Genomic DNA, 20,319 nt, shown 5'->3' on the forward strand with positions numbered 1-20,319 from the left:
GGAACTCACTCGGTCGTGGACCGGTGGCAGCAAAGGGGCGGACGTGGCGACGGAGACGGCGAACGCGACGAGAACAGCGGACTCGGTACGGCCCGGCGGGCGGCGCCCGGGCGGCGGGGCGGGGGCGTTCTGGCGCTACTGGACCGCCTCGACGGTCAGCCGGCTCGGGGACCAGGTGACGACGGTGGCCCTGCCGCTGATCGCCGTGGTCACCCTGCACGCCTCGGCGTTCGAGGTCGGCCTGATCACGGGCGCCGCCTATGTCGCCTGGCTGCTGATCGGACTGCCGGCCGGCGTGCTGGTCCGGCGGCTGCCGCTGCGCGGCACCCAGGTCGCGATGGACCTGATCCGCGCCGTCGCCGTGGCCTCGGTGCCGGTGGCGGCGGCGATCGGGGTGCTGGGGCTGCCCCAGCTCGTGGTGGTGGCACTGGTGATCGGCTTCGCGAGCGTGGTCTTCGACGTGGGCAACTCCACCTTCCTGCCCACCGTCGTCCCCAAGGAGCAGCTGACCTCCCGCAACAGCCTGGTCTCCGGCAGCATCGCGGCCACCGACCTGGCCGGGCCCTCGCTGGGCGGCGTCCTGGTGCAGCTGCTCGGCGGCGCCGCGTCGATGCTGCTGGACTCGGTCAGCTACCTGGCCTCGGCGGCACTGCTGGGCAGCCTGCCGCGAGCCGAACAGCCGGCCGCCGGACCGGCGGGCGGTGCCGGCATGCGCGAGCAGATCCGCGAGGGCTGGCGATTCGTCACCCGGCACCCGGTGATCAGGCCCTGTGTCGCCGGCGCCACCGCGGTGAATTTCGTCTGCGGCGCGTTGATGACCCTCACCCCGGTGTTCCTGGTCCGCACCCTGGGCGCGCCGGCCGCCGCCGTCGGCGCCCTGATGGCCACCGGCGGCCTCGGCAGCCTGCTCGGCGCCGCCGCCACGCCCCGTCTGGTCGCCCGGATCGGCAGCGGCCGCGCGGTCTGCTGGGCGGCGGCGGTCGCCACCGGCTTCGCCCTGCTGCTCCCGGCGGCCGGATCCGGCTGGGGCGCGCTGGTCTTCGCCGTCGGCAACGCCGGGTTCTCGGCGGGGGTCGTGGTCTTCAGCATCGTGACCCGCACCCACCGCCAAACCCAGACCCCGCCGGAGCTGCTGTCCCGGGTGATGGCCACGGTCCGCTTCGTCTCCTGGGGCGCGATCCCGGTCGGCGCCCTCGCCGCCGGCGCCACGGCTGCGGCCTGGGGGCCGCGTACGGCGCTGCTGCTGTTCGCGCTGAGCAGCGTGCTCAGCCCCGCCGTCCTGCTGGCCGGCCCGGTCCGCCGGATGCGCGAGCTGGTCTGAGGTCCGGAGGGCTTCTCACAGGCCGGCGGGCGGCAGGCCGAAAAGGTGCTGCCAGGCCCGCCGGCCGGTCGGGGTCACGGCGAGGGCGCGGGTGGTGCCGATCCGGGTGAGCCAACCGGTGGTCAGCGCGTGGTCGCAGAGCGCCGCGCCCACCGCGCCGCCGAGGTGCGGGCGGCGCTCGGTCCGGTCCAGGCAGGCGCGCACCGGCGGGCGGCGCGAGCCGCTCGGCAGCGTGATGCCGAGCTCGATCAGCCAGGCCCGGCCGGCCGCGGGCAGGCCCGGCTCCGGGCCCCAGTCCAGCAGGCCGTGGCCGCACGGGTGGACGACGCTCGGCGAGGTCCCGTGCGATCCGCCGGGCACCAGTCGGGTCTTCCTGACCAAGGACCTCACCGCATCCAGGGGCTGCGAAGCCGTGGTTCAGAGACCGGCCGGCCAGTTGTAGCTTCCCGGCACGGTGACGGAGGCGTTCTCGGCGGCCGTGCCGTACACCAGGGCGATCTCGTCGTGGGCGTGCAGCTGGATCGCCGCCGGGTCGCCGCTCACCGCCTTGCCGTCGACGTACGCGGTCAGCGTGTGGGTGGCGTCGGTGCGCAGCCCGCCGAGGTGGTCGGCGGAGGCGGAGACCTGCCACTCGGTCAGGAACTGGCCCAGGGTGAAGTCGGCGTTCACCGGCGATTCGACGTGGATGACGCCGGTGGTGTCGTGGGTGTGCAGCGGGCTGATCCGCTGCGCGCTCTCGTCGATGCCGACCAGCGCGGGCACCGTCACGGGCTGGCCGCCGGCGTACACGTCGAGGTGCGCATGGATGTGCAGGGCCGTACCCTCGGCGCCGAGCATCGGCAGGCCGGCCGCCTTCACGGCTGCCGCGACGTCGGCGGGGGCGTCCCAGGGCGGCGGGGTGGTCCGGCCCTCGGCGGTGGTCCGCGGGTGCGCCGGGACCCCGGAGGGCGGGGACGAGCCCTGGTTCGTGGCGATCACGACGGCGATCCCGCCCACCACGACGGCCAGCACCAGGACGATCACTCCGGCGACCAGCCATCGCCGGCGCCGTTCGCGACGGACCTCCGCTGCCCGGAGCGCCGCGAGGCGGGCCCGTCGTCCGGACGGCCCCGGGTTCTGCGCTGACATCGGTGCGCGCCTCCTCGATCGAGGTAGCTGCCCTTTCAGCCTGGCAGAGTCCGCCCCTCCCGGCGCGTCGAGCCCGGTGGCGGCCGCACAGCGCCGCGGCCCCGACCCCCGGGGAGGGGATCGGGGCCGCGACGCGTTCGGCTCAGGCCCGGGTCAGCGCTGGCCCGGGTAGCCCTGCTGGCCCGGCTGGCCCGGGTAGGGCACGTTCGGGACCTGCGGCGGGTAGGGCTGGCCCTGCGGCGGCACCTGGCCGCCCGGCTGCGGCGGGTACGGCTGCCCCTGCGGCGCCGGGTAGCCCTGCGGGGCCGGGTAGGGGTTGGCCGGCGGCTGCGGGTACGGCTGCTGCGGCGGGTAGGGCTGGCCCTGCGGCGGGTACGGCTGCTGCGGCGCCGCGTAGCCCTGCTGCTGCGGGATCACCGGCTGACCCGGCATCGGCTGGCCCGGCATGGGCTGGCCGACCATCGGCTGACCCGGCATCGGGTACGGCCGGCCCTGCGGCGTGTCGAACGGCTGCGAGGACGGGTCGATCGACCCGGGCGGGAAGGCCGCGCTGAGCTGGTCCATCTCGGCGCGCCAGATGCGGTGGATGTTCAGACGCATCGGCTTGGCGTTGCCCGGCATCTGGAGGTACATCGAGCTCCAGATGCTGGCCCGCTTGACCCGGGTGACCGGGAAGGCGTTGCGCGGGAAGGCCGCGACGACGTCGCCGGGGCGGTTGGTCCAGCGGTTGGCCGCGTTGACCACCACGTGGGTGTTGGTGAGTGTCAGGAAGTAGTACCGGCGGGTCAGAACGATGATCAGGCCGAGCAGCGGGATCTCACCGAAGACACCGTTGAGCCACGGGCTCGGGCCGCTCTCCGCGTGCACGCAGGCGATGAAGGTCTCCCCAGGAGGCGCCACCTGCGAGAGCTTCTCGATGACCTGGGCTTTCTGCTTCGCCCGGAGAATTGCCATGTTGTCTGTTCCTCTTACCCCGTCGTGTCCGCCGCCTCTGTGCGGCGGGAAATCGGCTGAGGTTAGCAGGTGGTGATGACACTTCGAACACCACCGTGCACGGGACCGACGACGCCCCCGGGGCCGGAGCCCGACGGGGTTGAGTCTGCATTCGAACCACCCGGTGAGCTCCATGTGGCTCGCCGTGATCGAACGAGCGCGGTCGACGAGCATAGACGCCGCGGGAGGGGTGTCGGTTGCGGGGTCAGTCCAGCCAGCCGAGTTCGGCCGCGCGGACGCCCGCGTCGAAGCGGCTGGAGGTGCCGAGTCCCCGCATGACGTCGGAGGGGAGGCAGTCCTTCTCGGCGTCGATACGGACTGAGTCGATCACCTACGAGCCGGTCGTGTGTCCTGATGCCGAGACCGGGGTGAGCGGCCGGGGACCAGTGCGCGCAAGTCGGACTTCGGCCATTCGGTCATGCTATCGGCCAGATCAGTTAAAAGCCGGGTCAAAAAATCGCGTGTCACCTTGCTGATAATGTGATCACATGTGTAGGCGCTGTGGCGCGCTTCGCCACAGGGGAGGGACCGGCCTGGCCCCGTTCGATCAGGCCCTGTCACACAGGAGTTGCACCATCAACATCGCCATCCGCAAGGCCGCGCGCGGCGCGCTGCCCCTCGCGGTCACCGCGTCCGTCCTCGCCACGGGTCTCACCGCCTGCGGCACCGCCGAGCAGATCTCGGCCGCCCAGAAGGTGTCGAAGGCCTTCAACAAGGTCGGTGACGGCAAGTCGGCCGGCTTCACGCTCTCCGTCGACGCCACCCCCGAGCAGATCGTCGCCTTCACCAAGGCCACCGGCGAGGCGGCCGACGAGAAGAGCGCCCAGGGCCTGTCCGGGCTGTCCCTCTCCGTCGCGGTCTCCGCCGACAAGCCGCTCAAGGACGTCGACGCCTTCAAGAACGCGGCGGCCAAGGAGCAGAAGGACATCACACTCGACAAGTCGGTGCGGATCTCCTACCGCATCGCCGACAGGAAGGGCACCCCGCTCCTCGAGTACCGCCAGCTCGAGGCCAAGGGGTACCTGCAGATCGACCTGAAGAGCGTGCTGAAGCTCACCGGTCAGGACCCGTCCGAGGTCGACGCCGTCACCAAGGACCTCCCGTCCGACATGGCCCCCGCCAAGAGCCTGCTGAGCGGCAACTGGACGTCGTTCGACCTCCAGGAGCTCGCCGACGAGGCCAAGAAGGACGACGGCGCAAAGGGCGGCAAGCCGGAGGCGATGCCCTCGGTCGACCCGCAGGCCGGCAAGGAGCTCTTCGACTCGCTGAAGGACGTCTTCAACCGGACGGTCACCTTCGAGGACAAGGGCACGAAGGACGGCACCGAGCACATCTGGATGAGCGCCCCGGCCCACCAGGCCGTGGACGAACTGTACAAGGCCCTCAAGCCGCTCTCCACCAAGTTCCCCCAGCAGTTCAGGAAGTTCCCGACCGAGGCCCCGACCGGCGTCCCGGACAAGAACGTCGGCGCCGACCTCTACCTCAAGGACGGCTCGCTCTCCTCGGCCACCTTCGACATGGCGCAGCTGGCGAAGAAGATCGAGCCGGGCGTCAACTTCCCGGTGAAGCTGACCTTCACCCAGGACGCCCCCAAGGTCGAGGCCCCGTCCGCGCCGAACAAGATGACCACCGAGGACCTCATGAAGACCTTCTTCATGCTGGCCGCCGGCGGCACGGGCTCCGACCTCGGTGACCAGACCGGGTCGGGCGCCGTCCCGCCGGTCAGCACCGATGCCGCTCCGTTGACCGACGCCCAGCTCAAGGAGCTGGCCGCGCTCGGTGTGCCGGAGGCCCAGGCCCGCGCCTTCAACAAGATCGGCATGAGCTTCGAGGACATCAAGTCCATGGCGCAGGAGAAGTGATCCGCCTGACAGCGATCCCCTCCTGACGCACCGACCGGCCGACCGCCTCCACGGTCGGCCGGTCGCATCCGGTCAACCGCGTTTGCGCAGGCCGACCTTGTCGCGCGCGGCCTCCGGCACATCGAGGTCGCTCGCCACCCGGACGGCATCCATGGCCGCGAGCTCGTTGGGCACCCGGGTGCGCGCGCCCAGGCCGAGGATGCCGCCCTCCTCGTTGGCGTCGGCGACGACGGTCGCGATCTGCAGCAGGAAGGCACGGTACTCGGCGAGTTCGTCCGGCGCGTGCTCGGCCACGATTCGGGTGGCGTCCCGGATGGTCTCCAGCGCCGGCCCCCGGTACTCGTCGTACCGGGTGTCGGGGCGCAGCCCGGTGTCGAAGGTGGAGGCTGCCGCGAGCTCACGGATGAGCCGCCGCTGGTGGGTACCGCTGGCCCCGCGCAGCAGCTTGACGATCGCGATGATCTCCTCGGGGTCGGCCACGCCCTCGGCGAGGGCGACCAGGACGCCGGAGGCCATCAGGGCGCGGCCGAGGGTCGCCCAGTCCTCGGGGGTGAAGTCCAACTCCCCGACGCCGTCGACGACGCGGCCGATCCGCACGACCTGGAAGCCGACGTCGGCCAGGATCGCGGGAATGCGGCGCACCGACTCGACCGTACGGGCGCGAGCCCGGTCGGACAGCGCCTCCCAGGGCAGGAACTCCGCCCGGCCGTCCCGCTGGCCGGGGACGGGCACCTCCGATTCGCCGCCCGTCCCGTAGCGGTGCTCGTGTTCGTGCTCCAGCCGGGCCAGCACCTCGGCCTCCTCCTCGGTGAAGTCCTCGAAGCCCCCGACGGCGTCGGAGGCCACCTGCTCGGAGGTGGGCACCATCAGGCAGCCGACCGTGGCGAGGCGTTCGCCGAGCTGCCGGGCCTGGCGTCGGTTGGCCGCCCTCAGCTCTTCGGGCAGCTCCTCCCAGGGCAGCAGGACAGGCCGGCTGCCCGGCTCCTCGCCGTCCTCGACCGCCGCCGTCAGCCGGCTCTGGTGGATGGCCCGCGCCAGGTGCCGGGTGACCTGGGCGCTGGTGTAGTCGGCCAGGCTCTCGATGATCTTCCCCTGCGCCTCCAGCCGGGCCTTCATCCGGCCGCACTCGTGCAGGACGGCCTCGGCGTCCAGCAGGGTCTGCTCGGCACGGCGGTCACCGGCCTTGCCCAGCACGTCCTGGCCGACCATGATCACGATCATGAAGATCAGCTGGGCCAGGGTGGACAGGAAGCTCATGAAGGCGAACGGGTACGGGTCGAAGGTCTGCAGCCCCAGCTGGGACATGCCGATCCAGACCACCTGCGTCACGGCCGCGAAGTAGAACGCCCACATGCTGCCCAGCCGCCCGGTCAGCCAGGCCGCGATCCGCCCGTTGACCCCGGTGACCTGGTCCAACGCCTGTGGCGGCGGCTGCACCCGGTGCCGCTGGATCCACGGGTGCCCGCTGGTCTCCAACAGGCTCACCCCGCGGCCGAGCGCCTGATCGTGGCGGTCCAGGTGCATCTGGAGGTCGGCGACCCGGGCGAAGATCGCCTCGGCGTTCTCGTAGGTCTGCACCGCCCGGCGGTCGGCGGCCTGGCCGAGCACTCGCTGGCCGACCAGGATCGCCAGGCAGAGCACCAGTTGGACCACGTTGTCGAGGAACAGCAGGAAGCCGAAGGGGTACGGGTCGACCGAGTGCAGCGGCCCCCAGGTCGCCAGCGCCATCCACCCGCCGACCACCACCAGCGTGACGTACAGGGCGGGCATCGAGCCCACCGCCCGGGTCAGCGCGGCCGCGATCGCGCCGTTGAGGCCGACCTGTCCGTCCGCCATCGCCACCGGCCGCTGCCGCGGCTGGTTCATCTCCGTTCCGGCTTCCCCCACACCCGCTCCTCACCATCGGTTCCGGCGCCGCCGCCGGAATCATGTTCATGATGACAGCGGTCCCACCGGTCGACGGGCTACCGACCTCCGTTCTTAACGGTCTGTCAACGCGGTTTCCCTGCACGGTGTGTGCAGCTCCACCCGGCCGCTCCGGAGGTGGTTGCGGTGGCCGTCGGCGAACTTCAGGCGGAGGCTGCGGTCGGCCGGGGTGTCCACGACCACGGCGCTCTCGACCGTGCCGTAGGAGGAGTCGCGGTAGACCCACACCCGGTCGCCGACGTGGAACTCCGGCGTCTCGGAGACGATCATCACTCTCACCTTCCTTCCGGCCCGCTCACCGACCTGTACGGCGCGCGGCGGGCCGGGGACTCAAAGGTCCACACGCCGTCACGCTCCGATCGCGGTCAGTGGCTGCGCAGCTGCGCCGGGGCCGTGGGGCTCGGCAGGTCGGTCGGCTTCCCATCCCAGTCCACCGGGGTGTCGTCGGGGTAGCGGGCGCATTCGGTGCCCGCCGCGACGGCGAGGGTGCCGCGCTCGGGGCTGAAGCCGACGGTGACCGTCTCGGCCAGGGATCCGGGGCCGGTGCTCGGGGGCTTCAGGGTCACCCTGGTGTCGTCCGCGGCGGTCTCCGTCCAGCCCTGTCCGGTCAGGGTCTGCCGGGCCCGGCGCAGGGCCTCCTGCGCCTGCGGGGGCGTGATCCCGGTGAGGATGAAGCCGGCGTCGAGCGTTGCCGTGCGGGGCTCGTCGGCTCCCCTGTCGCTCATGTTCTCCAGGAGGTGGGAGATGCCCCGGGGACGGCAGACGTCGTAGACCCGGGCCGTGATCCCGTCCCCGGCCCAGGGCTCGCGGTCCAGCGCCGCGCCCGGCGGCAGGGCGAGGGCGCCGTAGACGGTCTGGGTCCGGGCGTCCAGGTGCTTGGCGACGGCGGCCGGATCGGCCACGGGGTACGGCCGCCCCGCCCAGGCGTCCTGCAGCTCCACCACCGCGTCGTACCCGACCGCACCGAGGGCCAGCATCCCTGCGGCCGTGACCACCGCCACGGCTTTGCGGTGGCCCCGCCCGTCCTTCGTCCCGCGCTTCGTCATGCCCGATATCGTCCGCCGCCGGGCCGGGCCGTCGCCTGAGTACCCGTACTCAGGCGACGGCGCGAAAAGACCCAGGTCAGGCGTGGGCTGCGGCGCACTCCGGGTGTCCCCAGCTACTGCCCACCTTGGTGATCTTGTCGCCCTTGGCGTACGGGCGGCTGCACGGGCAGGTGCCGGGGAAGCGGGCGTTCAGGGTGCGCGAGCCCGTCCGCTTGGTGGTGCCGCCGGTGCCGCCGGTGCCGCTCGCGGCGGCGGGGCGGATGCTGCGGGCCTTGGGGGCCTTGGCGGCCGAGGCCGGGTCGGGCACCGGGAGGTCGGCGGCGGTCCCGGCGGCGGCCTGCTGGGTGCGGGCGGCGTCGCTGGCGGCCTTGTCGGCGATGGCGTTCAGCGGGTCGCCGTCCACCTGGTGGGCGGGGACGTACACGAAGGTGACGTCCCGGCCCTCAAGGAGCTCGTCGATCCGCTGGATCAGCTCACGGTTGGCCACCGGCTTGCCTGCGGCCGTCTTCCAGCCGTTGCGCTTCCAGCCCTTGAGCCACTTGGTCACCGAGTCACGGGTGTAGGTGCTGTCGAGCCGGACCTCCAGCGGGACGGCCGGGTCGGTGGCGGACAGCAGCTGCTGAAGCGCCGTCAGCTCGCCGATGTTGTTGGTGCTGTGCCCGAGCGGCCCTGCCTCCCAGCGCTGGGGTGCCCCGGCGCTGTCCGCGACCACGTAGGCCCAGGCCGCCGGGCCCGGGTTGCCCTTGGCTGCTCCGTCACACGCTGCAATGACTCGTTCGACCATGCCCCCGATCATGCCTGGTCAGGCGGCCGGAAACCAAAGTCGCCCGGAACCGGGCAGGGCGGCAGCGACAGGACTCCGTAGGAACCCGCCATCGGCCCTTCCTCGGCCGGTCCTGCCTTCACCCATTGGCGCTAACTTGCCGCGGGGGTGCCGCGCGGCGCACGAGGCGGTGGCGCGACGGGCTGGCAGTTTGCACCCTGACGCTCCGCAGCGTGCCTTGGCCAGGCGGAGGAGGCGCAAGCCCCGGCGTGGTCCGGGAACGCTCCGGGCACACCACCGCCAGGACCCGGACCACCTTGGAGGCACACCATGCCCGTTTCGCTCCCCGAGCTCACCGGGGACTACGTCCTCGACCCCGCCCACACCCGGATCGGCTTCGTCGCACGCCACGCCATGGTGACCAAGGTCCGCGGCGCGTTCCACCAGTTCGAGGGCACCGCCCACCTGGACGGCAGCGACCCGTCCCGTTCGACCGCCCAGCTGGTGATCAAGTCCGAGAGCATCGACACCGGAGTCGAACAACGCGACCAGCACCTGCGCACCAACGACTTCCTCGACGCCCCCAACTACCCGGACATCACCTTCCGCACCACCTCCGTCGAGCCAGGCTCCGATGCCGAGTACCGGGTGACCGGCAATCTCACCATCAAGGACACCACCCGCCCGGTCACCATCGACTTCGAGTACACGGGCAACGCCGTCGACCCGTACGGCAACCTGCGGGTGGGCCTGGAGGGCTCGGTGTCCATCAGCCGAAAGGACTTCGGCGTGACCTGGAACGCGGCACTGGAGGGCGGCGGCGTCCTGGTCGGCGACAAGGTCGTCCTGGAGTTCGACATCTCCGCGATCAAGCAGGGCTAGCGGCCCCCACCCGACGGCCCGTCGACGGCCCCGTTGGCGCACTCCGCCGACGGGGCTTCGCCGGTTCGTCCGGCCTCTCCACGGCCCGGCACACCTACATCCCCGGACGGAGCACCCCGGCGACCTCCGACCGATTGATCCTCCTCCCCCCGGGCACAGCATGATGGCCCACATGTGGGGCAAGTGGATCGACTGCCGGATACGGCCCGGCGCACACGGGACCTTCTCCGCCGGCCAGCGCCGCTGGGCGGCGCTCGCGGACCAGCCGGGGCTGGTCGGCCAGGTGGGCGGCTGGTCCCGCACGGACGGCCGGGCACTCGTGCTCGCCCTCTGGGCGGACGAGGAGGCGTACGGCCGCTTCATGCGCGAACGTCATGACGCGGTCGCCACCGAGGCGGCCCAGCAGGACAGTTGGAGCTCGATCCAGGTGGCCGCCGGCCCGGTGGCGCTCACCATGCCGGGCTCGGCGCCCTTCCCCACGAATGCCCTGAAGCACGCCACCCTGCTGCGCGCCGCCGACTGCGTGCTGCGCCCGGGCCGTACCGGCCACTTCCTGGAGGTCCAACGCGAGGTCTGGGCCCCCGGCATGGCAGCGGCCGGCGGCATGCTCGCGGGCACCGTCACCCGCCTCGCCGCCGACCGCTACCTGGTCACCACCCTCTGGACCTCCGCCGAGGCCCACGCGGCCTACACCGCCGACGCACTCCCCGCGCTGCGCGCCCGCGCGGACGTCCCGGCCGACGTCGAGTCGCTGACCGGGCACGTCCTGCCGCTGGAACCTTCCTGGCAGGTCCTGCCGTCACGGACCCAGTGATGCGGAGCGGCCTCGAAGCCCTCGGGGGCACGGTCGAGGAAGACGGTGACGGCGCTGATCCGGCCGTCCGAACTCCTGGCCGAGTTGGAGTCCTGCCCCACCCTGCCGGCGGACCCGGGCGAGCCCGCCCCGGACGGGTCCGCCGGTGACCTGGTGGTCCCGCTGCGCCTGGCCACCGAGTACGGCGAACTCGCCCTGCTCTACACCACGACGGTCTTCGGCTCGCCCCGGGACGTGACCCTGGACGAGATCGCCATCGAGACCTTCTTCCCGGCGGACCTTCAGACGGCGACCCTGATGCGGGCCGTCACCGCCCAGGCCCGACCGGCGGAAGCCGTATCACCTGAGCCGTGAGAGCAGCTCGCCCCACACGTCGCCGCCGTCCGCCCAGGTCCACAACCACCGCCGCAGCGACGTCGGTACGGCGGACTGACACCCCGACGACCGTTCCGTCCCGCCGGCCGGTCAGGTCACCACCGGGACGCCGTCCGGCCGCCCCGCGAGCAGCGCCGCGATGTGGTCCGCGCAGCGCAGGGCCGCGTCGGCCATGGCACTTCCGGTCATCCCTGCGACGTGCGGGGTGAGCAGCGCGTTGGGCAGGCCGAAGAGCGGCGAGGCGAAGGCGGCCTGCTCGTGGGCGAAGGTGTCGACGGCGGCGGCCCCCAGCGGGTGGGCCGGGTCGCGCAGGGCGTCGGCCAGAGCCTGTTCGTCGACGATGCCGCCCCGGGCGGTGTTCAGCAGGATCGATCCCGGCCGCATGAGGGCCAGCCCGGCCGGGCCGATCAGCCCCTCGGTGTCCGGGGTGAGCGGGAGGTGCAGGGACACCACGTCGCTGGTGGCGAGCAGGGCTTCGAGGGATGCCGTCCTGCGGACGGGCGTCCGGGTCGAGCGCCGCGCATAGCCCTGGACGTCCATGCCCAGGGCCTGTGCGCGCTCGGCCAGCGCCAGGCCGATCCGCCCCAGCCCGACGATGCCCAGGGTCAGCTCCGACAGCTCGACCGCAGGAGCCGTCGGTGCGCTCCAACGTCCTTGGTGCGAGGCTTCGTTGTACGACGCCGGGCTCCGGGTCAGGGCCAGCAGCTGGGCCAGCGCGAATTCCGCGACGGCGTTGGCGTTGGAGCCGGGCGTGTGGGTGACGGTGACACCGTGACGGGCAGCGGCGACCAGGTCGACATGGTCGGTGCCCGCACCGGCCCGACCGATCACCCGGAGCCGATGGACCAGTGCCCGGTCGGTCGCCGCCGCGAGGAACGCGGCCCCCAACGGAACGCCCGCCCGGGACTTGAGCGCGTGATACCCGAACCCGCCCCGAACCACCTCACCGATCAGCGCCGACTCGTCGAACGGATCGACATCGGTGAACTCGACCCGGTCCGACCACGCTTCCGTCACACCCGCCGGGTCACTCACCCGCCGCAGGTTCAGCGTGACGGCAAGACCGTGCCCGACCAGACGCTCCAGTTCCCGATCGAGCAACTCCCCCGGAGCCGCGTCCAACAGCAGCACCCGCATCCGCCCCACAGCACTCCCCTTTTCCATGGGACGGACGCTATCCGAGGCGGAACACCTGCGCAGGAGGCCCGCCTTAGCCCCCGGCGGCCCGGCCTCGCCCCCGGCTGATCACCGATCGCCGATCACCAGGGCACGGACGTTCCGTCCCAGGAGAAGAAGCCTCCGGTGGGCCCGTCGTCCGGCAGCAGGGCCAGGCGGAGTGCGCCCTGCGCGGCCTCGGCCGGGTCACCGCCGGCAGCGGCGGCCCGGGGGTTGAGATCGGTGGCCCGCAGGCCGGGGGTGAGCGCATTGACCTTGAAACCGTCCTCGGCCAGTGTCTGGGCGTAGAGGACGGTGAGGGCGTTGAGGGCGGCCTTGGACGACCGGTAGGCGGCGGCGCCACCGCTTCCCGGGGTGAACTGGGGGTTGGGGTTCGTACTCCAGGTCAGCGACGCGGTGCCGCTGGAGATGTTGACGATGCGTGGGTGCGGGGAGCGGCGCAGGGCCGGCAGGAAGGCATCGGTCACCGCCACCACCCCGAACACGTTGGTCTCGAACGTGCACCGGAACTCCTCGACGCGGAGGGCGGCCGGCGGGGCGAGTGACGGCGCCGATCTCCTTGACGGCCCGCTGTCCGTGTCCCGGGTCGCGGGCGCCCACGTACACGGTGAGGCCCTCGGCCGCGAGCAGCCGGGCGATGTGCTTGCCGATGCCCTTGTTGGCACCGGTGACGAGAGCTGTGCGATCGTTCATGGACACGACGATCCTCTGACGCCGCTCGCTCTGCCAGGGACAGTCCGTACCAGGCACATGGCCGGGGGGTGGCATGGCGCGGCAGGAACTGGCCCGCTTTCTGCGGGACCGTCGGGCGGGTCTGCGTCCGCACTAGGCGGGGCTGACGACGACGGGCACCGCCCGCCGCACACCGGGCCTGCGCCGCGAGGAGGTGGCGGAGCTCGCCCACATGTCGGTCGACTACTACACGCAGCTGGAGCAGGCCCGGGGAGCGCGGCCATCGGCCCGGATCCTGGACGCGCTGGCCCAGGTCCTGGGTCTCACGTCGGCCGAGCGCAGCCACCTGTTCCGGCTGGCGGGATCGACCGCGCCGCCCGGCGGCAACGCCGTGCGGCGGGTTCGCCCGCACGTGGCCCGGATGCCGACGTCCCCTGGCCGAAGCGTCCGCTGCGGACCGCCCTGTGGATCCCGGCCGCCGCCGTGCTGCTGCCGCTCGGCGGGGCGTTGGGGGCCTTCGGCCTGTGGTTCTTGGTCCCGTCGCTGCTGCTGGCCTTGACCGGGCTGATCGGTCTGATCTACGCCCTGCTGAGTTTCTGCCGGTCCGGTCCGCTGCGGCTCGTGGCACTGGCGCTGCTGCTCGCCCCGATGATCGGGGTGCCGTTGCTGAGCAACAGCACGGCGCGGGCCACTGTGCTGTCGACGCGCGGCATCGCTCACCCGGGCACCGTCACCGAGGTCCGGGTGAGTCACGGCAAGACCACCACCTACTACTGCGCGGTGCGCTACGAGGACGCCCCGGGCCGCAGCACGTCCGTGAAGTGCGGCACCGGGGACACCGTGGGTGAGCGGGTCAGCGTCACCGAGGACCCGGGCGGCCTGGTGGACCCGGAGTTCACCGACCAGGCCGCCAACCCCCGGTTCGATCTCGCCATGGGCGGCCTCGCCGACCTGACGCTGCTGGTCATCGCCACCGTCGTGGCCGCGGTCGGCGCCCTGCTGCACCGGCTGAAGGTCCGCCGTAATCCTGTTGCCGGGGCAACGGGGCAACGGCGATCCTCCACAGATGGAGCTAGCAGAGCAGGAAATCCCGCTGGGTGAGGTGACGCTGCGCCGTTTCCGCGGCGAGACGGACCTCCCCGAGTTCTTCCGGGTCATCGAGGAGTCGCTGGAGCACCTGCGGCCGTTCATGCCGTGGGTCGCCGAGCACAGCCGGGCGAAGACCACCGAGTTCCTGGCCGAGCGGCCGGAGCTGTGGGAGAGCGGCAAGGACTTCACCTACGCGATCCTGCTGGACGGCGCGATCGTCGGCGCCTGCGGGCTGTTCCGACGTGACGACACCCCGGAGAACGGCCGGGAGATCGGCTACTGGCTGCACCCCGCCGCGACCGGCCGCGGGATCGCCACTCGCACCGCCAGGGCGCTGACCGAGCAGGCCTTCCGGCTGCCCGGCGTGGACTTCGTCGAGATCGTGCACGACCCGGCCAACCACGCGAGCGCCGCCGTCCCGGCCCGCCTCGGCTTCACCGAGCACCGGCGTCGCCCCGCCGAGGCCCTCGCCCCGGCCGAGACCGGCGAGGAGTTGGTCTGGCGGCTGGACCGCAGCTGACGGAACGGACCCGACGGTCCGTCGCCGTGGGGGAATGCGCGCGGACCGCCGGGCGGCGCCCGGCCGGACGGGACGATCCGGCCGGGCGCCGTGGGAACGAACGCGGCCGGAGACCCTCATCTCCGCGCGGAGCGCCCCATCTCGAACCCCGCGTTCCGGCCGCGCACCTCTGCCACGGCGTCGCGCGTTCGTTCCCATGCCCAGGAGACCGTCCACCGCCCAGGGCGATAACACTTTCTTCGGATGCTTCCGGCGTTTCCCGCCGACCGGTGACGCGCGGGCCCCCCGACACCTGGTCAGGAAGCTTGTACCGAACGGTCCGCTTCCTCATACTTCCGGACAGCGCCTGTCAGGGGCAGATCATCCTCCGTGCTTCCGGACAGCACCGGCAGGTGTCCGCCCATCTCCTGACCGCGCCTCACGGCCCCCAGCCCCTCAGGGGCCTCTCACTCCCAGGAGGAGATCGGTGAGGACCATGCGCAGGACCCCCCGCACCGGCACCAAGCGCCGCAGCCGGCTGCTCACCGTCACCCTCGGCCTGCTGACCGCCACCGCGGTCGCCGCGCCGGACGCCGCAGCCGCCCCCGCCCCTGTCCCCGCCCACACCGCCGCAGCCGAACAGCTCGCGGCCGTCAGCGACGCCGTCCTCAACGCCGAGGTCGACGGGACGGCCTGGTACGTCGACCAGGACGCCGGCCGCGTCGTGGTGACCGCCGACAGCACCGTGTCCCCGGCCGGGCTCGCCAAGCTCATGCGCGCCGCCGGCCCCACCGCCGACACCCTGACCATCCACCGCGTCGCCGGGGCGTTCACCCCGCTGCTCGCCGCGGGCGACGCCGTTTACGGCGACAAGTACCGCTGCTCGCTCGGTTTCAACGTGTCGAGCGGGAGCACCCACTACGTCCTCACCGCCGGCCACTGCGGGAACGTCGCCGGCACCTGGTACACCGACAAGGACCACACCACGCTGATCGGGCCGACCGTCAGCTCCACCTTCCCGGACCACGACTACGCGCTGGTCCGGTACGACAACAACGCACTGGAGCACCCCGGCGGCTTCACCTCCGCCCCGAACGCCTACGTCGGCGAGCAGGTCACCCGCACCGGCTCGACCAGCGGCACCCACACCGGCACGGTCACCGGGCTCAACGCCACCGTGCGCTACACCGGCGGCGACACCGTCCGCGGCCTGATCCAGACCGACGTCTGCGCCGAGCCCGGCGACTCGGGCGGCCCGCTGTACGAGGGCGGCAAGGCGCTCGGCCTCACCTCCGGCGGCAGCGGCGACTGCACCGTGGGCGGGACGACCTTCTACCAGCCGGTCAACGCGGCGCTCGCCAAGTACCGGGTGAACGTGTACTGACTCCCGGGACCCGCGCCGGACCGGGCCCCGGAGCCGTCCGCCCGCCGCACCACGCGGCGGGCGCACGACCCGTTTCAGCCCGCGTACACGTCCTCGACGTAGCGGCCGCCCTCGACCAGCCCCTGCAGCCAGTCCCGCGCCTGCTGCTCGTCCGCCCCGGGCGTGCGCTGCCGGTAGAGCGCCCGGAACGCGTCCCGCACGCCCGGCGCCATCCGGGCGCCGTCGCCGCACACGTACACCTTGGCGCCGGCCGCGAGCAGCTCCCAGACCTCCGCCGCCTCGACGGCGATGCGGTCCTGGACGAAGCGCTGCCCGTCCACCGGCCGCTCGCTGAACGCGGGCCGCATCGAGACCGCGCCGGTCCGCTGGGCCGCCTCCAGTTCGGCCCGGTGCAGGTAGTCCGCCTCCGGGTCGTCGCAGCCGAAGTACAGCAGCGCCGGGGCGAGTTCCGCCCCGCCGTCGAGGAGCACGCACCGGTCGGCGACGGCCCCGCGGAAGGGCGCCAGGCCGGTACCGGCCGCGATCATGATCACCGGGGTGTCGTGGCCGATCCGGAACACCTCCCGGCACGGCTGCACCCGGGCCCGCACGGTTTCCCCGACCGCCACCCGGTCGAGGTAGCCGGAGCCGGTGCCCCGGAAGGTCCCCCGGCCCGAGCGGGCCGGCGCGCTCAGCACCGAGACCATCAGGTCGACCCGGCCCGCGTCGCCGGCCGGCGAGGAGGAGATCGAGTAGTGCCGCGGCCGGATCGGCGGCAGCAGCTCCAGCAGCACCGGCCAGCTCAGCCGCTCCCGCAGCGCCGGGTGGTCCTCGATCAGGTCCAGCAGGGTGCGCGGGTCGTCCGCGGGCAGCGCCCGCAGGGCGGCCTGCTCGGGCGGGCAGGGGTTGAGCCCGGCCAGTACGGCGCACTGCCCGGCGGTCGGGCGGTCCTGCAACTCGACGTGGTGGGTGAGTAGTTCGCGCACCGTCAGCGGGCGGTCCACGGCCAGGCCGGTGCGCCGGTGCGCCACGACGGAGAGCACCGTGTCGAGCTCGGCGCCGAACAGCTTGGCGGCGCGCTCGACCAGCTCCGGGTCGTTGGCCGGGAGCACGGTGAGGTGGTCGGCGGTCCGGTACTCCACCCCCTCCGGCAGGGCCAGCCGGACCAGCCGCTTGACCCGGTGGTAGTCGGGGTCGGTCAGGCTGTCGACGGCGGTGACGGTCAGCTCGCCCATGCCGTGCCGGGCGGCCAGCGCGTCCAGCGGGCCGCCCACCAGCTCGGTCACCGTGTAGGCGGCCTCCTCCTGCCGCACCGCCGGGGCGTCCGCGTCCCCGTAGCGCTCCAGCAGGGCGACGCCCAGCGCCTCGGTGAACGCCCGGACGGTACCGGCCAGGTCGCCGGAGGCGTCGGCCTCGGCGCGGGCGAGCAGCCGGGTGCCGCCGAGGGCGGCGACCCGGTCGTCGATCAGGGCGGGGATGCGCTGGTAGGTGGCGGCGTAGGTGCGGTCGCCGATGCCGAGCACCGCGTACTCGACCCCGTCCGCGCTCCGCCCCTCCTCCTGGAGGCGGCGGACGAACACGGCCGCGTCGTCGGTCGGCTGCCCGTTGTAGGAGGCCGCGGTGATCACCACCGGCCGGTCGGTGGGCAGCCCGTCCGCGTAGGCGTCCAGCGGGGCGACCTCGGTGGCGCAGCCGAGTTCGCCGGCGACGTCCGCGAGTTGGCGCGAGAACTCGCGGCAGGCGCCGTAGTTGGAGCCGTGCAGGAGCAGCAGCCCGGTGCCCTGGCGGACCCGGCCGGGCAGCTCGGAGCGTTCGGCGGGGCCCGCACTCCGGACCGGCTGCGCCACCGGCGCGGGGGTGCGCGGGGCGAGGGCGAGGGTGAACCCGTCGGGCTTGATGGTGAGGGTCTGCTTGAGGGTCAGCCGGTAGTCGGTGTGGTCGATCAGCCGGTAGCGGTGGACCAGCATGGCCAGCAGCATGGTGGCCTCGTGCAGCGCGAACTGCCGCCCGATGCAGGCGCGTTCGCCGGTGCCGAAGGGCTTGAAGGCGTGCGGCGAGCGCGCCTCCTCCCGCTCGGGGTCGAACCGGGACGGGTCGAACAGCTCCGGGTTGTCGCCCCAGGCCGGGTCGCGGTGCAGCATCGGGGTCACCACGAAGATCGGCTGCCCGGGGCGGACCGGGATCCGCCCGCCGAGCAGGGTCTCCTCGCGCGCCTCCCGGCTGAACTGGGGCGCCGTCGGCCACAGCCGCAGCGCCTCGTTGAGCACCTGGCGGGTGCGGCGCAGCCGTCCGACGTCCTCGTACGAGGGCTCCGGGTCGGCCTGGTCGCCCCAGAGCGCGTCCACCTCCCGCTGGAGGCGCCGGAGTTCGGAGGGGTGCTTGGACAGGTAGTACAGCGCGAAGGAGAGCGCGCCCGAGGTGGTCTCGTGACCGGCGATCAGAAAGGTGATCACCTGGTTGCGGATGTTCTCGATGTCCAGCCGGGTGCCGTCGACGGGGTGCACCGCACCCAGCATCAGCCCGAGCAGGTCCTCGGCCGGGCCCTGCTCGCCGCTTTCGGCGCGGGCGGTGATCACCTCGTCCACCACCCCGGCCAGGTAGTCGGCGTCGGCGCGGAACGCGGCGTCGCGCTCGCTGTGGTCGAGCTCCGGGTCACGGGTGAGTTTGGTCATCGCCCACTCCAGACAGCGCACCATCGCCTCGACGAACGGGTGCAGGTCGTCCCGTTCGAAGGAGCCGAAGTCGAAGCCGAACCCGGCCAGCCCGATGGTGTCCAGGGTCATCCTGGTCATGGCGTCGGGCACGTCCACCGTCAGCCCGGCGGCCGCGCGGCGGTCCCAGGAACCGATCAGCCGGCGGGCCACCCGCAGCATCACCGGGTGGTAGGTGCGCATCGAGCCGAGCGCGAAGGCGGGCATCAGGATGTCGTGCGCCCGGGCCCAGTTGGGCTCCTCGTTGTAGGCGGTGAACAGGCCGTCGCCGGTGAACTCGCGGACGTTCTCCAGCGCCGGGCCGACGGCCTTGCGGAACCGCTCCTCGTCCGCCAACTCCTCCACCAGCTCCAGGCTGCTGACCATCACGGTGTCCCGTCCGTGCAACCGCTGGACGAAGGCCGGGCCGTGCTCTCTGACCAGCTCGATGGTCCGCAGCACGGGGGTGGAGACCGGCGGCAGCGCGGAGATGTCCACCAGGGGGACGTTCTGGGCCCGGGCCGGCGCCGCGGTCGGTGGAGTCGGCACGGCATCGGTCGTGGTCTCGGTCATCGCTTGGTCCCTCCCAAGGAAAGTTCTCGACTCCTCCACTCTGCGCCCCCGGGACATGCGCACGGCAACGATCACTACATGATTGTGTAGTGGCAGCGGCATCCGAAGACTTGCCCACGACCCGTCAGATCTGATGCGGGCGGCTGCCGCGGGAGGAGAGCGGAGCATGCGACCGACCGACGGCTGCGGTCCGGCGCCGGGCACCCGGCTGGACGCCGCGGTGATCTGGCGCAACCGGGCACTGCGTCTGCTGGACCATGTGCCGCTGCCCATCGCCGTGGTGGCGTGGGGCGGCGGGATCCTGATCGTCAACCGCGCGATGGCGGCCGAATTCGGCATGCTGCCGGGGCAGTTGCGCAGCCGTCGGATCCTGGAGTTCTTCACCCTGCGGGACAGCGCCACCCTGCAGGCGCTCGCCGAGGCCGTCCGGCTGCACCGCCGCTCGCAGTACCCGGCCCGGGTGTCCTGGCGGCCTTCCGGCGGCGGCGAGCGCCACGGCGAGATGACCGTCGACCTGGTCAGCGACACCCCGGAGCAGACCCCGAACCTGTTGCTCTCGTTGCGCACCCTCGACGAACCCGCCGTTCGGCCCGCTCCGCCGGCGCCCGACCCGAGCGCCGCGGTCCGTCCGATCGAGGCCCGCATCCTCGCCGCGGCCGCCCGGGGCGCCACCACCGCCCGGATCGCCAAGGAGATCGGGCTCACCGCGGACGGCGTCAACTACCACCTCGCCCGGCTCACCCGCCGCTGGCAACTGCCCAATCGCACCGCCCTGGTGGCCCGCGCCTACGCCCTCGGCGTCCTCACCCCCGGCGCCTGGCCCCCGGAGGTGGCCAGGCCTCGGTGACGCGCGGGGCGGTCAGCGCGGCTCGGGGTCGATCGCGACACGGCGTTCGCGTGGGTGTCGGTGACGTAGATGCGACGGCTGTCCGGGAACACTCCCACCGCCCAGGGACCACCGCCGACGGTGACGGTCCTCGTCACCCGGCCTGGAGCCGTGGTGGCAGCGCCGGTCAAAGTCCGCAGGATGACTGACCTGTGGGCTGCGCGACGGCTCCAACGATGATGACCTCGTCCGGGAGGACCTGGCCCGCTGGGCCCTGGACCTGCTGCGCGGCATTGATCTGCCCATCGGCCCCGAGGGCGG

Annotated in this window: 19 protein-coding genes and 2 pseudogenes; 10 read left to right on the top strand and 11 right to left on the bottom strand. The window is 72.8% G+C overall.

Features of this window, described 5'->3' with window-relative positions:
• The first annotated feature begins 43 nt into the window (after positions 1 to 43).
• The gene (locus ACIRYZ_RS27060; protein WP_402948757.1) at positions 44 to 1,321 is read left to right on the top strand and encodes an MFS transporter; all 1,278 of its coding nucleotides are present in this window, start codon (positions 44 to 46) and stop codon (positions 1,319 to 1,321) included.
• A 15-nt stretch (positions 1,322 to 1,336) separates the two neighbouring features.
• On the opposite strand, the gene ACIRYZ_RS27065 is transcribed toward ACIRYZ_RS27060, so the two are convergent.
• The 4 genes from ACIRYZ_RS27065 to ACIRYZ_RS27080 form a co-directional block, all read right to left on the bottom strand.
• Positions 1,337 to 1,702, bottom strand: coding sequence for a hypothetical protein (locus ACIRYZ_RS27065; RefSeq protein ID WP_402948759.1), 366 nt, complete (start codon positions 1,700 to 1,702; stop codon positions 1,337 to 1,339).
• A gap of 36 nt (positions 1,703 to 1,738) precedes the next feature.
• A complete protein-coding gene (locus tag ACIRYZ_RS27070) occupies positions 1,739 to 2,449 on the bottom strand; it encodes a hypothetical protein (protein ID WP_393029301.1) in 711 nt (236 codons plus the stop codon).
• A 153-nt stretch (positions 2,450 to 2,602) separates the two neighbouring features.
• Positions 2,603 to 3,403: a hypothetical protein gene (locus ACIRYZ_RS27075; RefSeq protein ID WP_402948761.1), complete on the bottom strand. Its 801-nt coding sequence runs from the start codon at positions 3,401 to 3,403 to the stop codon at positions 2,603 to 2,605.
• A gap of 244 nt (positions 3,404 to 3,647) precedes the next feature.
• Positions 3,648 to 3,773 (bottom strand): hypothetical protein, encoded by a 126-nt coding sequence (locus ACIRYZ_RS27080; protein ID WP_402948764.1) that lies wholly within the window; start codon positions 3,771 to 3,773, stop codon positions 3,648 to 3,650.
• A gap of 157 nt (positions 3,774 to 3,930) precedes the next feature.
• Here ACIRYZ_RS27080 and ACIRYZ_RS27085 point away from each other — a divergent pair, with 157 nt between their 5' ends.
• Positions 3,931 to 5,304 (top strand): hypothetical protein, encoded by a 1,374-nt coding sequence (locus tag ACIRYZ_RS27085; protein WP_402948766.1) that lies wholly within the window; start codon positions 3,931 to 3,933, stop codon positions 5,302 to 5,304.
• A gap of 72 nt (positions 5,305 to 5,376) precedes the next feature.
• Here ACIRYZ_RS27085 and ACIRYZ_RS27090 read toward each other — a convergent pair whose 3' ends face one another.
• The 4 genes from ACIRYZ_RS27090 to ACIRYZ_RS27105 all read right to left on the bottom strand — a co-directional run bounded on the left by ACIRYZ_RS27090 (position 5,377) and on the right by ACIRYZ_RS27105 (position 9,060).
• Positions 5,377 to 7,170 (bottom strand): DUF1003 domain-containing protein, encoded by a 1,794-nt coding sequence (locus tag ACIRYZ_RS27090; protein ID WP_402948768.1) that lies wholly within the window; start codon positions 7,168 to 7,170, stop codon positions 5,377 to 5,379.
• 114 nt (positions 7,171 to 7,284) lie between these two features.
• Positions 7,285 to 7,500 (bottom strand): hypothetical protein, encoded by a 216-nt coding sequence (locus ACIRYZ_RS27095; protein WP_402948771.1) that lies wholly within the window; start codon positions 7,498 to 7,500, stop codon positions 7,285 to 7,287.
• A gap of 95 nt (positions 7,501 to 7,595) precedes the next feature.
• Positions 7,596 to 8,276: a hypothetical protein gene (locus ACIRYZ_RS27100; protein ID WP_402948774.1), complete on the bottom strand. Its 681-nt coding sequence runs from the start codon at positions 8,274 to 8,276 to the stop codon at positions 7,596 to 7,598.
• A gap of 76 nt (positions 8,277 to 8,352) precedes the next feature.
• On the bottom strand, positions 8,353 to 9,060 hold the full coding sequence (locus ACIRYZ_RS27105; RefSeq protein ID WP_402948777.1) for a ribonuclease H: 708 nt from the start codon (positions 9,058 to 9,060) through the stop codon (positions 8,353 to 8,355).
• Between the two features lie 309 nt (positions 9,061 to 9,369).
• Here ACIRYZ_RS27105 and ACIRYZ_RS27110 point away from each other — a divergent pair, with 309 nt between their 5' ends.
• The 3 genes from ACIRYZ_RS27110 to ACIRYZ_RS27120 all read left to right on the top strand — a co-directional run bounded on the left by ACIRYZ_RS27110 (position 9,370) and on the right by ACIRYZ_RS27120 (position 11,089).
• Positions 9,370 to 9,921 (top strand): YceI family protein, encoded by a 552-nt coding sequence (locus ACIRYZ_RS27110; protein WP_402948779.1) that lies wholly within the window; start codon positions 9,370 to 9,372, stop codon positions 9,919 to 9,921.
• 172 nt (positions 9,922 to 10,093) lie between these two features.
• The gene (locus ACIRYZ_RS27115) at positions 10,094 to 10,735 is read left to right on the top strand and encodes a DUF4937 domain-containing protein (RefSeq protein ID WP_402948782.1); all 642 of its coding nucleotides are present in this window, start codon (positions 10,094 to 10,096) and stop codon (positions 10,733 to 10,735) included.
• A 45-nt stretch (positions 10,736 to 10,780) separates the two neighbouring features.
• Positions 10,781 to 11,089 (top strand): hypothetical protein, encoded by a 309-nt coding sequence (locus tag ACIRYZ_RS27120; RefSeq protein ID WP_402948784.1) that lies wholly within the window; start codon positions 10,781 to 10,783, stop codon positions 11,087 to 11,089.
• Positions 11,090 to 11,200: 111 nt separating this feature from the next.
• Here ACIRYZ_RS27120 and ACIRYZ_RS27125 read toward each other — a convergent pair whose 3' ends face one another.
• On the bottom strand, positions 11,201 to 12,274 hold the full coding sequence (locus tag ACIRYZ_RS27125) for an NAD(P)-dependent oxidoreductase (RefSeq protein WP_402948786.1): 1,074 nt from the start codon (positions 12,272 to 12,274) through the stop codon (positions 11,201 to 11,203).
• A gap of 95 nt (positions 12,275 to 12,369) precedes the next feature.
• A pseudogene (locus tag ACIRYZ_RS27130) lies at positions 12,370 to 12,979 on the bottom strand (SDR family NAD(P)-dependent oxidoreductase).
• 73 nt (positions 12,980 to 13,052) lie between these two features.
• Here ACIRYZ_RS27130 and ACIRYZ_RS27135 point away from each other — a divergent pair.
• From ACIRYZ_RS27135 to ACIRYZ_RS27150, 4 genes and pseudogenes are all read left to right on the top strand, one after another.
• Positions 13,053 to 13,382: pseudogene (locus tag ACIRYZ_RS27135) on the top strand (helix-turn-helix domain-containing protein); the annotation flags it as partial.
• 59 nt (positions 13,383 to 13,441) lie between these two features.
• Positions 13,442 to 14,059 (top strand): hypothetical protein, encoded by a 618-nt coding sequence (locus ACIRYZ_RS27140; protein WP_402948789.1) that lies wholly within the window; start codon positions 13,442 to 13,444, stop codon positions 14,057 to 14,059.
• A complete protein-coding gene (locus ACIRYZ_RS27145; protein WP_402948792.1) occupies positions 14,025 to 14,567 on the top strand; it encodes a GNAT family N-acetyltransferase in 543 nt (180 codons plus the stop codon). Before ACIRYZ_RS27140 ends, ACIRYZ_RS27145 begins: the two co-directional genes overlap by 35 nt.
• Before the next feature lie 475 nt (positions 14,568 to 15,042).
• The gene (locus ACIRYZ_RS27150) at positions 15,043 to 15,930 is read left to right on the top strand and encodes a S1 family peptidase (RefSeq protein ID WP_402948794.1); all 888 of its coding nucleotides are present in this window, start codon (positions 15,043 to 15,045) and stop codon (positions 15,928 to 15,930) included.
• A gap of 74 nt (positions 15,931 to 16,004) precedes the next feature.
• Here the strand turns inward: ACIRYZ_RS27150 and ACIRYZ_RS27155 are convergent, their stop codons facing one another.
• Positions 16,005 to 19,172 (bottom strand): bifunctional cytochrome P450/NADPH--P450 reductase, encoded by a 3,168-nt coding sequence (locus tag ACIRYZ_RS27155; RefSeq protein WP_402948797.1) that lies wholly within the window; start codon positions 19,170 to 19,172, stop codon positions 16,005 to 16,007.
• A gap of 166 nt (positions 19,173 to 19,338) precedes the next feature.
• Between ACIRYZ_RS27155 and ACIRYZ_RS27160 the strand changes: the two genes are divergently transcribed.
• Positions 19,339 to 20,019 (top strand): LuxR C-terminal-related transcriptional regulator, encoded by a 681-nt coding sequence (locus tag ACIRYZ_RS27160; RefSeq protein WP_402948800.1) that lies wholly within the window; start codon positions 19,339 to 19,341, stop codon positions 20,017 to 20,019.
• The last annotated feature ends 300 nt before the right edge of the window (positions 20,020 to 20,319 follow it).

Origin of the sequence: Kitasatospora sp. NPDC101155, from assembly GCF_044768305.1 — a bacterium.
Classification (GTDB): Bacteria; Actinomycetota; Actinomycetes; order Streptomycetales; family Streptomycetaceae; genus Kitasatospora.

Coding starts and splice junctions, on each gene's coding strand:
- ACIRYZ_RS27160 (WP_402948800.1), top strand. CDS start 19,339: ATGCGACCGACCGACGGCTGCGGTCCGGCGCCGGGCACCCGGCTGGAC.
- ACIRYZ_RS27100 (WP_402948774.1), bottom strand. CDS start 8,276: ATGACGAAGCGCGGGACGAAGGACGGGCGGGGCCACCGCAAAGCCGTG.
- ACIRYZ_RS27085 (WP_402948766.1), top strand. CDS start 3,931: ATGTGTAGGCGCTGTGGCGCGCTTCGCCACAGGGGAGGGACCGGCCTG.
- ACIRYZ_RS27155 (WP_402948797.1), bottom strand. CDS start 19,172: ATGACCGAGACCACGACCGATGCCGTGCCGACTCCACCGACCGCGGCG.
- ACIRYZ_RS27125 (WP_402948786.1), bottom strand. CDS start 12,274: ATGGAAAAGGGGAGTGCTGTGGGGCGGATGCGGGTGCTGCTGTTGGAC.
- ACIRYZ_RS27150 (WP_402948794.1), top strand. CDS start 15,043: ATGCGCAGGACCCCCCGCACCGGCACCAAGCGCCGCAGCCGGCTGCTC.
- ACIRYZ_RS27095 (WP_402948771.1), bottom strand. CDS start 7,500: ATGATCGTCTCCGAGACGCCGGAGTTCCACGTCGGCGACCGGGTGTGG.
- ACIRYZ_RS27090 (WP_402948768.1), bottom strand. CDS start 7,170: ATGAACCAGCCGCGGCAGCGGCCGGTGGCGATGGCGGACGGACAGGTC.
- ACIRYZ_RS27070 (WP_393029301.1), bottom strand. CDS start 2,449: ATGTCAGCGCAGAACCCGGGGCCGTCCGGACGACGGGCCCGCCTCGCG.
- ACIRYZ_RS27110 (WP_402948779.1), top strand. CDS start 9,370: ATGCCCGTTTCGCTCCCCGAGCTCACCGGGGACTACGTCCTCGACCCC.
- ACIRYZ_RS27145 (WP_402948792.1), top strand. CDS start 14,025: ATGGAGCTAGCAGAGCAGGAAATCCCGCTGGGTGAGGTGACGCTGCGC.
- ACIRYZ_RS27075 (WP_402948761.1), bottom strand. CDS start 3,403: ATGGCAATTCTCCGGGCGAAGCAGAAAGCCCAGGTCATCGAGAAGCTC.
- ACIRYZ_RS27105 (WP_402948777.1), bottom strand. CDS start 9,060: ATGGTCGAACGAGTCATTGCAGCGTGTGACGGAGCAGCCAAGGGCAAC.
- ACIRYZ_RS27115 (WP_402948782.1), top strand. CDS start 10,094: ATGTGGGGCAAGTGGATCGACTGCCGGATACGGCCCGGCGCACACGGG.